Genomic DNA, 14328 nt, shown 5'->3' with positions numbered 1-14328 from the left:
GGGTGGTTCGATCAGCCAGAGCAACTTCCTCGGTACCGGTAACAAGGTGTCCATCGGCCTGACCCGTTCGGAATACCAGACCAAGTACAACTTCGGCTTCGTCGACCCCTACTTCACCGCCGACGGCGTGAGCCTGGGCTACAACCTGTTCTACAACACCACCGACTACAGCGATTACTACGACGATGGGGTTTCGTACTATGCAATCAACAGCTACGGCGCCGGGGTCAGCTTCGGCTACCCGATCAACGAAACCTCGCGCCTGACCTACGGCCTGACCCTGCAGCACGACGACATTTCGCCCGGCACCTACAGCGCTGACGAGATCTACGATTTCATCTCCCGCGAAGGCAAAAGCTTCAACAACCTCAAGGCGTCGATCGGTTGGTCGGAATCTACCCTCAACAAAGGCGTGCTAGCCACCCGGGGCCACTCGCAGAGCCTGACGCTGATGGCTACCACCCCTGGCAGCGACCTGTCGTTCTACAAGCTCGACTACGACGGCCAGGCTTTCCTGCCGGTCACCAGCAACACCACGCTGCGCCTGCACACCAACCTGGGCTACGGCAACGGCTATGGCTCCACCGACGGCTTGCCGTTCTATGAAAGCTACACCGCCGGTGGGCAGGGCTCGGTACGCGGGTTCAAGGACGGCACCCTCGGCCCGCGCAGCACACCGGCTACCGGGGCCTATTCCAGCGCTGGGCAGGCTTACTATTCCGACCGCGACACCGATGTGCTGGGGGGCAATATCCTGATTACCGGCGGAGCCGAGTACCTGTTCCCACTGCCCTTCGTGAAGGACCAGAGCCAGCTGCGCAGCTCGGTGTTTGTCGATGCCGGCAACGTATATGCCGACACCTGCTACCTGTCCACCACCCAAGGCTGCGGCAGCGTCGACCTGGCGCAGATGGCTGTGTCGCTGGGGGTTGGCGTGACCTGGTACAGCCCGATGGGGCCGCTGAGTTTCAGCCTGGCGACGCCATTGAAAAAGCCGGATAACGCCGAAACCCAGGTGTTCCAGTTCTCGTTGGGGCAGACCTTCTGAGGCTGCTCATGAAATGAACCGCGCAGCTCGGGGGTTGAGCATTACCCGCTTTTACCCCCGCTTTACCCAAGTTGACAGTCACCTTGCCTAAGCTGGCCAGCACTCGAACCCCGCCCAGCAGGACACCCTCATGCCTCCGTTCACACCCTGTTTCCCTACATCACTGCGCGAAGATGAAATACCCGTCGCCCTGCTCGATCTGGTGCAGCAACGCCTGGCCACCCTGCTTGGCCCACGCTTCACGGTGGTACTGGGCGGTAGCGGCAACGGCGATGGTGTCAGTCATTACCACCTGGCAATCCAGCACAACCAGAGCGGGGTTTCCCTGGAGGATTACGGTGACGTCGGTGCCGGTTTCGTCGAGCACCTGCTGCGCATGGGCACCCAGGTGCGGGACATGCTCGACTCAGCCACCTTCAGCCGTATGGGCAGCGATGACCCTGGCCGACCATTGGTATGGCTCCGCGAGCTGGTCAGCCCCGGGGAAACCATTACAATGCGCGGCCCAACCTGAAATATGTTTTCCCCATGAAATCACTGCTTTACGCCGTAACCTTATTGTTTTCCTTTACCCTCCCTGCCTTGGCCAACCCGCCGGCCACCTTCACCGAAGCCAAGGTGGTGGCCAAGCAGAAGGTCTACCTGGACCAGGCCAGCAGTGCCATGGGCGACCTGTACTGCGGTTGCAAATGGACCTGGGTGGGCAAGTCTGGCGGGCGCATCGATGCCGCCTCGTGTGGTTACCAGACGCGCAAGCAGCAGAACCGTGCCGAACGCACCGAGTGGGAACACATCGTGCCCGCCCACACCTTCGGCAACCAGCGCCAGTGCTGGAAGAACGGCGGCCGTGAGCACTGCGTGGACAACGACCCGGTGTTCCGCGCCATGGAGGCCGACCTGTTCAACCTTTACCCGGCCGTGGGTGAGGTCAACGGTGACCGCAGCAACTTCAACTACGGCATGGTCACTGGCAATGCCGGCGAATACGGCCAATGCACCACCAAGGTCGATTTCGTCCAGCGCACCGCCGAACCGCGTGACGAAGTCAAAGGCCTGGTGGCCCGCACCACGTTCTACATGTTCGACCGCTACAAGCTGAACATGTCGCGCCAACAGCAACAGCTGCTGATGGCCTGGGACAAGCAACACCCGGTGTCGGCCTGGGAGAAAGAACGCGACCGGCGCATTGCCGCGATCATGGGCCATGCCAACCCGTTCGTAAGCGGCGAACGCAAGTGGACCGCCGGCTACAAGCCGGTTGGCAGCGGCGTGGTAGAGGCGGTGCCGGTAAACGCGGCCAAGCCAGAGGCCAAACCAAGCCTGGCCAGCGCCGGTTCGGTCGGCGCCGTGCTTGGCAACCGCAACAGCCACGTCTATCACCTGTCAGTCGGCTGCCCGGGCTACAACCAGGTTACAGCGAAGAACCAGGTTACCTTCGCAAACGAAGGTGAAGCGCAGGCAGCGGGGTATCGCAAGGCAGGCAACTGCCGCTGACCGTTTCAAAGGCTGCGCGGCCCCTGTGGGAACCGGGGCGCGTCAGCCGTTGACCAGGTTTACCGGCCGCTCACCGGCCAGCGCGCTGAGCAGGTTGTCCACCGCGCAACGCGCCATGGCCTGGCGGGTGTCCTCGGTCGCCGAGCCGATGTGTGGGGTCGCTACCACGTTATCCAGCTGCAACAGCGGCGAGTCGCTCGGCAGTGGCTCGTGCACGAACACGTCCAGCCCCGCACCGCGGATGCGCCTGGCCCGCAGCGCTTCGATCAGCGCCTGCTCATCCACCACACGCCCGCGTGAGATGTTCACCAGGATTGCCTCAGGCTTCATCAACGCGAGTTCCCGTGCGCCTATCAGGCCTTCGGTGCTGGCGCTCAACGGCACCGTCAGGCAAACGAAATCTGCCTGCTGCAACAGCTCATCCAGGCTGCACTGGCATGCGGCATAGCGTGCTTCCACCTCGGGCTTGGCACGCTGGCTGTGATACAGCACGCGCATGCCAAAGCCAGCGGCCGCGCGCCGGGCCAGGGCCTCGCCAATGCGGCCCATGCCGACGATGCCTAGCGTCTTGCCGTGCACATCACTGCCAAAATGCGCCGGCCCCAGGTTGGCCTGCCAACGGCCGTCACGCACCCAGTTCGCCAGCTCCACCACCCGCCTGGCGGTAGCCAGGATCAAGGCAAAGCCTGTGTCGGCCGTGGTTTCTGTCAACACGTCGGGCGTGTTGGTAAGCATCACACCACGCCTGCTGAGTTCAGCAATGTCGTAGTTGTCCACGCCCACCGAAACGCTCGACACCACTTCCAGTTGCGGGGCAAGGTCGAGCAGGCTGGCATCCAGGCGCAGGCTGGCCCCCAGCAACCCGTGCGCCCCCGGTAACGCATCGCGCAGTCGGGCCAGGCCATCGGGCTGGGTGGTGTCCACCCAGGTCACCTCGACGCGATCTTGCAGGCGTGCCATCAAGTCGTCTGACAGGCGTTTATACAGGACGATTCGCTTCTTCATTGCAGATTTCCTAATGGTTCATGGCCAGACGCGAGCTATCGCGCTTTGCTCGGCCAGAGGTCTGGGAAGTATTGAGCGCAGCGGTAAGCGCCACTGCAGTCAGCAGCGCACCGCACATGAACAGATAAGAGGCGCCGGGCCCGCCCGTAGCCCCATTGAGGTAGCCCACCAGCCACGAACCGCCAAACGAGCCCAGCGCCCCCATGCTGTTGATCAGCGCCATGGCGCCGCCTGCGACGTTGGCCGGCAGGATCTCGGGCACGATCGCGAAGAATGGGCCATAGGGTGCGTACATACAGGCACCAGCAACCACCAGCAATGCATACGACAGCCAGAAATGCTCGCTGCCCAAGGCGTAAGAACCATAGAACGCCAACGCGGCAATCAGCAGTGGCGGCCAGACGAAGCGCTTGCGCTTTTGCAGGCGGTCCGACGCCCAGGACACGCCCACCATCGCCAGCACCGCCGCCAGGTAGGGCACCGAGGCCAGCCAGCCGGCCTGCACGATATCGACGTTCGCCGCCTGCTTGAGGATCGACGGCAGCCACAGCACGAAGCCATACACGCCGATGCTCCAGCAGAAGTACTGCAGCGCCAGGATGATCACTTGCGGCGAGCGGAACGCTTCGCGATAGTTCTTTACAGGCTTGATACCCTGCTGCTCGGCAGCCAGCGCCTGCGCCAGGGCGGCCTTTTCCTGCTCGCTCAACCAGGTCACCTGGGCCGGGCGGTCATCCACCAGGCGCCACCAGAAGAACGCCCAGATCACGGCGGGCAGGCCTTCGATGATGAACATCCAGCGCCAGTCGTAATGCTTGATCAGGTAACCGGACACCACCGACATCCACAGAATGGTCACCGGGTTGCCCAGCATCAGGAAGGTGTTGGCGCGCGAACGCTCGGCCCGGGTGAACCAATGGCACAGGTACACCAGCATGGCCGGCATGACCGCAGCCTCCACCACCCCGAGCAGGAAGCGGATACCGATCAGCATGTAGACGTTGCTGACCATGCCGGTAAGCGTGGCAAGGCCGCCCCAAAGGATCAGGCAGACGAAGATCAGCTTCTTCACACTACGCTTTTCGGCGTAAATTGCCCCAGGTACCTGGAAGAAGAAGTAGCCGAGGAAGAACAACGCCCCCAGCAATGACGAAAGCACGGGGGTGATGTGCAGGTCTTCGGCCATACCGGAGGCGGCGGCGAAGCCGTAATTGGCGCGGTCCAGGTAGGCCAAGCTGTAGGTAAAGAACACGATCGGGATGATGTACCACCAACGGCGCGGTGCCAGGCTTTGGCTTTGCATGGTTTGTTGCTCCTGAGCTTGTTTTTTTTGTTGCAACAGGTGATTCGGGTTGGGGCCTTCACGCGCTTCTGCGCAAGTCGTAGGCCTCCAGTTCATGGCGCAGCGGCAGCCCTTCCATGTCGCCCCGCGACTGCACGGCACGGCTGCCGCACCAGTTGCCGCGCGCTACCGCCTCGGCTACCGGACGGCCCTCCAGTAGCGCGCTGAGCACACCGACGGCAAAGGCATCACCTGCACCGACGGTGTCCACCACGCGGCTGACTGGCACGGGGGCTACCTGCCCTTCGCCCTTGGCGCTGCGGAAGTAGGCGCCAGCGTCGCCCAGCTTGATCACCACCAATTCCACCCCTTGGTCCAGGTAGAACGCGGCGATATCGGCCGGCGTGTGCTGACCGGTCAGCAACCGCCCCTCCTCCAACCCCGGTAAAACCCAGTTGGCCTTGGCCGCCAGGGCATTGATTTCTCGCACCATGCTGCTTTGATCGGGCCACAGCGAGGGGCGCAGGTTGGGGTCGAACGATATGCTGCGCCCGGCTGCGCGCATTGCGTCCAGCAGCGCGTGGGACAGCGCCCGCGAGCTGTCCGACAGCGCCAGCGGAATACCGGTAGCGTGCACGTGGCGAGCCTGCAGCCAAACGGGGCTCACCATCGCAGGTGACAGCCTGCTGGCCGCCGAACCGCGGCGAAAGTACTCCACTGCCGGGTCACTGCCATCATCGCTGCGGGCCTTGAGCTGAAAACCCGTCGGGTAGTTGGCATCCACCTCGACGCCGGAACAGTCCAGGCCTTCGCAGCGCAAGCTGTCGAGCACGAAACGGCCCAACGAATCGTCACCTACCCGGCTCAGCCAGCGCACCTTGAAACCCAGCCGCGCCAGGCCGATCGCCACGTTGCTGTCGGCGCCGGCGATGCGTTTGCCGAACTGGCCGACACCGGCCAGATCGCCGGCTTGCTCGGCGACGAACATGGCCATGGTTTCGCCGAAACACAGCACGTCATGTTCATGCATGGTCCAGCTCCTGCGCAGCGCCGAGTGCAGAAAGGTGACGCACCTGGGCCCGGGTCAGCGCCAGCAGGTCTTCGCCCACCAGGGGGTACTCGACGGCGCGCACCACGCCCGGCGCGAACTCGGCCATCAGCGCTGCCCACGCTTGCAGGTCCGCTGCTTGCGGCGGTATGGCAACCAGACGGCCATCGGCCCGGCGCTGCACAGCCTTGCAATGCACATAGCGCACCCAACGGCCTAGCTGTCTTGCAGCTTGCGGCGCAGGCTCGCCCTGCCACTGCCAGTTACCGATATCGAACGTCATGCCCACGCGCAGCCCAAGCAGGTCGACACGCTGGAAAAACTGCAGCATCGGTTCGATCCTGCCACCTTGTACGGTCTGATCGTTTTCCACCAGCAACAGAGGCCCATGGGCAGGCAGCAGCGACGCCAGGGCCGTCACATCGCAGTGCTCATCGAAGTGCCCCAAGGAAACCTTCAGCGCCACTGCGCCAAGCGCCCGGGCTATTTCCAGCTTCTGCACCAGCAGCGGGTCGGGCACGCCTTGCGCGGTCCACAGTTCAAGGGGGGTGGAATACAGGCATTCCAGGCGCAGCGCGGCAATGACCCTACCCAGCGCAGCTGCGTCCGGTGCACTGGCGAACAATTCTTCGCGCAATTCGACGCGGCTGACGCCAGCGGCTGCCAGCAGGTCCAGAAACTGCTCCTGGCCACGTTGGCGCACAACATCAGCGCCGTAGCTGGAGAGACTGATGGAAACGGGGTTCGCTTGCATTGTTCTTATCCTTATGAAACCGGTTTCATTTTTGATCAACAGCAGGCACAAGCCTGCCGTTTTCTTACTGGGGTTGGGTTGAGCCGCGGATGATCAGGTTGGCCTTGAAGTCGATGCGCCGGGCTGCGCCGCTGTCGCCGCGCAAACGACCGAGCAGGCTTTCGAAGGCCGCCACGCCGATACGCTCGGTGGGCTGGGCCAGCGCGGTGATGCCTTTGCCGACCAAGGGGTACCAGTCGAGGTCGTCGAGGGCGATCAGCCCGACATCGGCAACCAGGTTGCGCCCGGCCTCGAGCAGGGCCCGGGTCACCGCCAAGGTGGCAACGCCGTTGAAGGTGAAGATGGCTTGCGGACCATGACCACTGTGGGCAAGAAACGAAGCCAATTGGCCCTGCAGCCCGGCGCTGATTTCAAGTACCTGCTGACGCATGCCTGGCCGACGGCTGATCGACGCGCCGAATGCCTGCACCCGCTCCAGGCGTGAACTGGTGCCATCGAGGGGTTCGCTGACCGCCAGGATGTCGCGGTAGCCCTGGGCTTGCAGGTGGTCCAGGGCCTGCTCGACTGCGTCAGCATTGTCCAGGCCGACAAGGTCCACATTCAGCTCGGGCAATTGGCGGTCGACCAGCACCATGGGGATGTCGCGCTGCAGGTTGAGCAGTTCGCCGGGGTGGTGACCGAGCGTGTTCACGATCAACCCTTCGACGTTGTAGCTCTGCAGGGCCACCAGGTGGTGACGCTCCTGCTCGTCGTCGCGGTTGGTGTTGCACACCACCAGGCTGTAACCATGCTGACGGCAGGCGGTTTCCACGCCGTGCATCACGGCCACTGAATAGGGGTTGAGGATATCGGCCACCAGCATGCCGATCAGTCGCGTCTGGCCGCGCTTGAGTCCGCGAGCCATCTGATTGGGGCGATAGCCGAGGCGTTCGATGACCTCTTCCAGCCGCTTGGCCGTGGCTTCGGCCAGCAATTGGCGGTCGCCGCCGATGTAACGGGAGACGGTGGCTTTGGAAACGCCAGCAACACGCGCCACTTCGCTGATGGTGACCCGTTCGCGGGTATGGGCAGGCGCGTCGGTCATGGGTTTTCCTTATGATTGTTTTAATAGTGATGAAACCGGTTTCAATACAGCAAAAATGCGCGGATTCGTCAACAGGCCGTTGGTCGGACACGAAGACAGGGAATGTTAAATCGCATTAAGAATATTGCATAGATCATTGATATTAATAGATTTAGATCTACGGGATCGGGGTTAGGGATGGCACAGGCTTCGCCCGTGTTCGCGGGTAAATCCGCTCCTACGGGCGAGGGCGCAGAAAAACACGTCAGCGAAGCGACTTCACATCACCGGCGGTGACGGCACTGCCCTGGTTCCCCCAGCTGCTGCGAATGAAATTCACCACCTCGGCAACCTCCTGGTCACTCAGACGCCAGCCGAAAGCCGGCATGGTGAAGTTCGACGGCGCAGTGTGCGTTGCCGGTACCGTGCCACCGGCGAGCACCACATGGATCAGCGACGTGGCATCCGCCGTCTGCACCACCGGGTTGCCGGCCAAAGCCGGGAACACGCGGGTGTAGCCCTGCCCGTCGGTGCGGTGGCAGGCCGCGCAGTTGTCGATGTACACCGCCGCCCCAGGCTTGCTGTCGTCACCCTTCCATAGCGCATCCGCGACCTGCTTGTCGTACACATGCGGCTGGTCATTCGGATTACTCGGCGGCAGGGTTTTCAGGTAGCGGGCGATAGCGGTCAGGTCGGCATCACTCATGTGCTGCATGCTGTGCTCGACCACATCGCTCATGCCGCCGAACACGGCGCTGCGATCACTGCGCCCAGTCTTGAGAAACTGCACCAACTGCGCTTCGCTCCAGCTGCCCAGGCCGTCTTTGTGATCACCACGCAGGTTCTTGGCAATCCAGCCTTCCAGCGGTGCGCTGCCGGCCAGAAACTGCTCGCCATCGGCCGCGCTCAGGGCCTTCTCCTGCATGGTCAGCGCCCGCGGCGTATGACAAGCGCCACAATGCCCAAGGCCCTCGACCAGGTACGCACCGCGGTTCACCACAGGGTCAGCTGTCGCCGATGCCTGCCAGGGCTTGGCCTCTGGTGCGAACAGGCCGCGCCAGATTGCCAGTGGCCAGCGCATGCTCAGCGGCCAGGGAATGTCAGAGGCCTTGTTCGCCTGCTCGACAGGCTCCACGCCCTTCATGAAATAGGCGTACAGCGCCTGCATGTCCTGCTCGCTGACCCGCGCATACGACGGGTATGGCATGGCCGGATAGAGCGTACTGCCGTCTTTGCCGATACCCCTGCGCACGGCCTGGTCGAAGTCTTCGAAGCTGTACTGGCCAATGCCACTGGCCGCCGGGGTGATGTTGGTGGAGTACACCTTGCCAATCGGCGTTTCCATCGGCAACCCACCGGCAAAGGGTTTGCCGTCTTTGGCGGTATGGCAGGCCACGCAGTCACCGGCGCGGGCCAGGTACTCGCCCAGGCGTACCTGCGCATCGTCATTCGCTACGGCCTGTGCAGCCGCGCCGGCACCCAGCACCAGGGTGGCGATCAACAGTGTCTTCATGCTCATCGCTCCTCAAGCCTGGACCAACGGACCGGGGTTTTTCAGGTACTGCTCACGGATGGCGCGGGCCGACCAGTAGGTGAGCGCAGCCACCAGCCCGGTCGGGTTGTAACCCAGCCCCTGCGGGAACGCCGAAGCGCCCGGAACGAACACGTTGTGTACGTCCCAGCTTTGCAGGTAGCGGTTCAGTGCACTGGTCTTGGGGTCGGTGCCCATGATCGCCCCGCCGTTCAGGTGGGTGGTCTGGTAACTGGCGGTGTTGAAGTGGTCCTTGACCTGCTTGCCCAGCACGGCAATGGCCTTGGGGTTCATCGCTTGGGCGATCTTGCTCAGCTTGTCGACCATGAACTGGTTCATCTTGATGTCGTTTTCCTGCCAGTCGAACGTCATGCGCAGCAGCGGCTGACCGTAGGCATCGCGGTAGGTGGGGTCCAGGTCCAGGTAATTACCACGGTAGGACTGATGGGCGCCGTGCGCGTCCATCGACACCTGGTGGGTGTAGTAGTCGGCCGTGGCTTTCTTCCAGGCACTGCCCCAGGCCGGCGTCCCCGGCGGGTTGGAGGTACCGGCAATCGGCCGGCTACCGGCCTGGTTCACCCACATTGGCGAACCGCCGACGAAGCCGTGCGGGCCATGGTCGAAGTTGTCGGCGTTGAAATCGTCGATGGCAATGCCATTGCCACCCGCGCCGATGAAGTTGTTGGTGTAGGTGTCCTTGTCGAAGAACGCCTTGACTGTCCCCATGTTCTGATAGGCGAAGTTACGCCCGACCACACCTTCGTTTTTTACCGGATCGTAAGGTTTGCCAATGCCGGAAAGCAGCATCAGACGCACGTTGTTGAACTGGAAAGCCGCCAGAATCACCAGCTCTGCCGGCTGCTCCACCTCGCGCCCCTGCGCATCGATGTAGGTCACGCCGGTGGCCTTGCGCTTGCTGTCGTCCAGGTTCACCCGCAGCACATGGGCATTGGGCCGCAACTCGAAGTTGGGCACCTGGCGCAGCGCCGGCAGGATATTCACGTTGGGCGAGGCCTTGGAGTACATGTAACACACGTAGCCGCTGCAGAAACCGCAGAAGTTGCACGGCCCCATCTGCGCCCCGTAGGGGTTGGTGTATGGCCCCGAGGTGTTGGCCGACGGCAGGTTGTAGGGTTTGTAGCCCAGACGGGTGGCAGCCTTTTCGAACAGCCTTGCCGATACAACGTTCTTCTGCGCGGGCAGCGGGAACGGGTTGGAACGGTCTGGCGCATAGGGGTTGCCGCCCTTCCCTTCACCGACCACCTGGCCTTTGACGGTCCAGGCCTGGCCCGAAGTGCCAAAGACCTTTTCGGCAAAGTCGAAATAGGGCTCCAGCTCTTCGTAACTGACGCCGAAGTCCTGGATGGTCATGCCTTCGGGAATGAACGTGCGCCCGTAGCGCTCTTCATAGTGGCTGCGCAGGCGCAACTCGACGGGGTCGACCCGGAAGTGCACACCCGACCAGTGCAGGCCCGCGCCCCCCACGCCCTTGCCCGGCAGGAATGCGCCCAGCTGGCGATTGGGCAATGCCACATCATTCACGCTATGGCGGACAGTGACGGTTTCTTTCGATACATCGACGAACAGCTTCTTGCGCACGCTGTAGGTCAGCTCATCGATCACCTGCGGGTAGCTGCCTTCGGGGTAGGTATCCTGCATCGGCCCCCGCTCCAGGGCTACCACGTGCAGCCCGGCCTCGGTCAGCTCTTTGGCCATGATCGCACCGGCCCAGCCGAAGCCGACGATCACCGCATCCACTTTGTTCAACACAGTCGCCATGCCTCAGGCCCTCTCACCACGGATCGATACAGCCGGGAACGGGTAAGGCTCATTGCGCTCGACCCAGTCCATGAAGTCGGCGCGGGCGCCGGGGAAGCCGATCTGGGTCCAGCCGACCATGCCTTTGTTGCCGCCATGAATCGGGTCGCAGAAGAACCCTTCGCGCGTGTTTTGCACCAGCAGGCTGAAGAACACCTTGGCCGGAACGGTTTCGAAAACCAGCTCTCCTGCCTCCAACTTGCTGAGAATGCGGTCCCGGGTAGCGCTATCTTGCGCAGCAAAAACCTGTCCGCCATTGGCCTTGCACCAGCCGTCCACGGCAGCGATGCCCAGGCGGTAGATTTGTTGCGGGCTGAGCTGCAGCTGGTAGCCCAGCTCGGGCGGGGCGTCGGCGTTGAAGGGCCCTTGCATGTACCACTGTGCGCCAGTCGCGTAGGGGGTGTTCATTTGCCGGTCGATAAATTCGGCGGCGCCAGCTTCCAGTGCCCCTGGGCCAAGCTCATCGGCCGGGATGATGCGCGACACGGCGGCTTGTACAAAAGCCCATTCTTCGGCGCTGAAGAATGTCGGTTGATAATTGCCCGCAGGCGGCGTGGCCGGCACTTTCGGTTGCTGATGCGGTTGCGGGGCCGCAAGCAGCTGGCTGGCGCCCACGCCAAGCCCTGTACTGGCCACTGTAACGACAGGGATCAGGGTCAAGGTCTTGCGCAGAAAATCCCTGCGCGGGTTGTCTGGGGCATGCTCAGGCATTGCGAATCCTCATCGGCTGTGGGGGTGGCCTTGATAAGCGCCATCTGATTTTCAATAAAGAGGTGATCTTGATAGGCCATCAAGAAGACAGCCGAATAATCTAGCGCGTTCAGACAGGTTTTGAAACCGGTTTCATTTTTACCCTCTCACCCGGCTTAACCTCCACCGCACGCCCATCAGCGCAAGGCTTTTTTCACACCCGCCTCACCCTCTGCCGACATTCCACTGCCTACAGTGCCGACGCTCTTGCATGGAGCAGACTGACTGGAGTGGCAAACATGCTGCACGACGTGATCGACGACTCCCCCGCTTCACGGCTTGGGCCAATATACCGATGGCCTTGGGGCACAGCGCAATGGGTGGTGTTGTGCCTGCTGCTCTTGCTCGACGTAGCGGCAGCCTGGGCTCAGCAGCGCGCGGCCATCCCCAACCTGGGCAATCCCCATCACCTGCAGCACAGTGGGCTGTATACCGATTGGGCGAAAGGCTCGGTGATTGTCGTATTGCGCCATGCCGAACGCTGCGACCGCTCCAGTGAGGCGTGCCTGAATGACCCCAGCGGCATCACCGTCGCGGGCAGGCAGGCGGCCACCGATGTAGGCCTCGGGTTGCAACACCTTGGCCTGGGCGCAGTTGATGTCTGGACCAGCCCAGAGGTGCGAACCCGGCAGACCGCACAAGCCATGTTCGGTAAAACCATTGCCACACAAGACTGGCTTAATCAGTGTGACGGCCACTTTGCCGAAAATGCCTTTGCCCTCAAGCGAAAAGGCCACAACCTCGTGCTGGTCAGCCACAGCGGCTGCATGGAACAACTGGAGCAGGCACTCAAAGCGCCTTCTAGCGCAACAGCGAACAGCTATGCCAGCGCCCTGTTCATCACGCGTGGCAACGATGGCAAGACGAAGGTGCTGGGCCAAATGGCGGCCAGTGAATGGCACACTCTCATTGATGCCAAGGAACTCTGAACATGCCCTCCCGCGCCACCTTCTACCGCAACAACCTGCTGCTGCCGCTATTGCTGGCCGCCATTGTGTTCATGGCCTTCGACCTCACAGACTTCGATCGCTGGATCAGCAACCTGCTGCTTGACCCGGCCACTGGCCAGTTCCCGCTGCTGCACAACCCGTTATTCGAGAAAGTCACTCACAAATGGCCACGCATCCTGCCGGACTGGACCGGTGAACTGGCCGTCATAGGCAGCTTGCTGTCGTTCATCTGGCCGCGCTTGGCCAACCGCCCCCAACTGGGCCTTGCCCGGGCGCTGGAAAAGGTCCGTATTGCACCGGTGCTGCGCTTTACCACCCAACACCGACGCGACCTGTTGTTCGTGGTGGTAGCGTTCGCGCTGAGCACCACCGTGATTCACTACCTGAAAAGCCATACCAGCGTGTATTGCCCTGTGGAAACCACGCTGTATGGCGGTTCGCAGCCCCGGGTCGAATGGTTCGAAAACTTCTCTTTATGGAGCAAGCCCGGCGATGGCCGTTGCTGGTCGGGTGGCCATGCATCCAGCGGGTTTACGCTGTTGGCGCTGTATTTCGTGGCCCTGCGCCATCGGTGGGCACATGCTCGCAAGTTGTTGGTGGCCATTCTGCTGATCGGGTTCGTGTACGGCACTACCCGAGTATTACAGGGCTGGCACTACATGTCTCATACGTTCTGGGCCGGGATCTTTGTCTGGCTTACAACCTGGGCAACAGCATTGCTCTTCTATGGGCGCATCGCGCTGCAGGCGGCTGAACTTAGTCCAGCTCTATCTGATGCTGCGCCGCAGCACTTGCAGACGTGGTCACAACAGTCATGAGAAAAATCAGCCCTCTATAAAACATCACTCATTTTTTGACAGAAATAATTAGACAACAACTTCCAAAGAAACTTCCTACAATGCTTTAGGAAGTTTCAATCTCCCACAAAAATTGATTCCTAGTTACTCTTCAGGCTTTCGCAACTGCTAATGCCCGACCGCATGGACGCGGGGGGCCACCGCGAGTGTTTGAGCTGCCAAGAGACGAGGATCAAGGATGCCCAAAGAGTCCGACCGCACTGGCAAACCAGTGCCCACCCCCCAAAAGCCAATCCTGCTCGAAGACATAAACGAAACCCCACCGCCTCCTGACGGCGCGGGTCCTGAATACGCAACCGATCTACCCGGCTACCCGGCCGATCCAGACTTTCAGCTACGCGGCGGCTACGACAACCTCATGCTCGACGCGGCAAGCCAGCTGTTCGGCCTGGTCATTCGCCTGCGCACGCTGGATGACCTGCCCAACATCCAGTTCGTGCACAAGACCGTGCAAACACAGGTCAGTACTATTCGCGAAGAAATGCGACAGCACGGCTATTGCGCGATCCATCAGGAAGTCTATTCCTACGCCCTGTGCCTGCACCTGGACGAGGCCGTGATGACCCGCCCCTGGGGCCAGAACTCGTGCTGGAGCCACGAACCGCTGCTGAGCATCTTCCACGACGAAACCCAGGGCGGCGAAAAGATCTTCGTGCTGCTCGAGCGCATCATGCAATCGCCAAAGGAATTCCAGGATGTGCTGGAGTTCCTGTACTTCTGCTTTTGCC

14 protein-coding genes are annotated in these 14328 nt (G+C 61.9%); 6 read left to right on the top strand and 8 right to left on the bottom strand.

Annotated features, from left to right (window positions below):
* The 3 genes from bamA to BJQ17_RS28205 all read left to right on the top strand — a co-directional run.
* On the top strand, positions 1-1048 hold a 1048-nt coding region (gene bamA, locus BJQ17_RS28215), incomplete at its 5' end, for an outer membrane protein assembly factor BamA (RefSeq protein ID WP_070096937.1).
* Positions 1049-1178: 130 nt separating this feature from the next.
* Complete coding sequence (locus BJQ17_RS28210) at positions 1179-1562, top strand: hypothetical protein (RefSeq protein WP_047605232.1); 384 nt, start codon at positions 1179-1181, stop codon at positions 1560-1562.
* A 14-nt stretch (positions 1563-1576) separates the two neighbouring features.
* Positions 1577-2542, top strand: a complete 966-nt coding sequence (locus BJQ17_RS28205) for an endonuclease (RefSeq protein WP_010954248.1) — start codon at positions 1577-1579, stop codon at positions 2540-2542.
* Positions 2543-2584: 42 nt separating this feature from the next.
* Here the strand turns inward: BJQ17_RS28205 and BJQ17_RS28200 are convergent, their stop codons facing one another.
* From BJQ17_RS28200 to BJQ17_RS28165, 8 genes are all read right to left on the bottom strand, one after another.
* Positions 2585-3547: a D-glycerate dehydrogenase gene (locus BJQ17_RS28200; protein ID WP_014861723.1), complete on the bottom strand. Its 963-nt coding sequence runs from the start codon at positions 3545-3547 to the stop codon at positions 2585-2587.
* Between the two features lie 10 nt (positions 3548-3557).
* Positions 3558-4850: an MFS transporter gene (locus BJQ17_RS28195; RefSeq protein ID WP_004574122.1), complete on the bottom strand. Its 1293-nt coding sequence runs from the start codon at positions 4848-4850 to the stop codon at positions 3558-3560.
* Positions 4851-4908: 58 nt separating this feature from the next.
* The gene (locus BJQ17_RS28190; protein WP_047605230.1) at positions 4909-5859 is read right to left on the bottom strand and encodes a sugar kinase; all 951 of its coding nucleotides are present in this window, start codon (positions 5857-5859) and stop codon (positions 4909-4911) included.
* Positions 5852-6631 (bottom strand): sugar phosphate isomerase/epimerase, encoded by a 780-nt coding sequence (locus BJQ17_RS28185; RefSeq protein ID WP_070096936.1) that lies wholly within the window; start codon positions 6629-6631, stop codon positions 5852-5854. Before BJQ17_RS28185 ends, BJQ17_RS28190 begins: the two co-directional genes overlap by 8 nt.
* A gap of 64 nt (positions 6632-6695) precedes the next feature.
* Positions 6696-7715, bottom strand: a complete 1020-nt coding sequence (ptxS, locus tag BJQ17_RS28180; RefSeq protein ID WP_064614648.1) for a transcriptional regulator PtxS — start codon at positions 7713-7715, stop codon at positions 6696-6698.
* Positions 7716-7959: 244 nt separating this feature from the next.
* The gene (locus BJQ17_RS28175) at positions 7960-9207 is read right to left on the bottom strand and encodes a cytochrome c (protein ID WP_070096935.1); all 1248 of its coding nucleotides are present in this window, start codon (positions 9205-9207) and stop codon (positions 7960-7962) included.
* Positions 9208-9219: 12 nt separating this feature from the next.
* Positions 9220-11004 carry a GMC family oxidoreductase gene (locus BJQ17_RS28170; protein WP_004574130.1) on the bottom strand — a complete coding sequence of 595 codons (1785 nt, stop codon included), beginning with the start codon at positions 11002-11004 and terminating at the stop codon, positions 9220-9222.
* A gap of 3 nt (positions 11005-11007) precedes the next feature.
* Positions 11008-11754 carry a gluconate 2-dehydrogenase subunit 3 family protein gene (locus BJQ17_RS28165; protein ID WP_004374959.1) on the bottom strand — a complete coding sequence of 249 codons (747 nt, stop codon included), beginning with the start codon at positions 11752-11754 and terminating at the stop codon, positions 11008-11010.
* 278 nt (positions 11755-12032) lie between these two features.
* Between BJQ17_RS28165 and BJQ17_RS28160 the strand changes: the two genes are divergently transcribed.
* The 3 genes from BJQ17_RS28160 to icmH all read left to right on the top strand — a co-directional run.
* A complete protein-coding gene (locus BJQ17_RS28160; protein ID WP_014861729.1) occupies positions 12033-12722 on the top strand; it encodes a histidine phosphatase family protein in 690 nt (229 codons plus the stop codon).
* Positions 12723-12724: 2 nt separating this feature from the next.
* Complete coding sequence (locus BJQ17_RS28155) at positions 12725-13561, top strand: phosphatase PAP2 family protein (protein WP_070096934.1); 837 nt, start codon at positions 12725-12727, stop codon at positions 13559-13561.
* Positions 13562-13778: 217 nt separating this feature from the next.
* Positions 13779-14328: type IVB secretion system protein IcmH/DotU (gene icmH / locus BJQ17_RS28150; protein ID WP_139139832.1), on the top strand; the 550-nt coding region annotated here is incomplete at its 3' end.

This window comes from Pseudomonas sp. NBRC 111139 (assembly GCF_001753955.1).
Taxonomy (GTDB): Bacteria; Pseudomonadota; Gammaproteobacteria; order Pseudomonadales; family Pseudomonadaceae; genus Aquipseudomonas; species Aquipseudomonas alloputida.
Note: the sequence above shows the minus strand (reverse complement) of the source record. Positions and strands in the feature narration are given on the sequence as shown.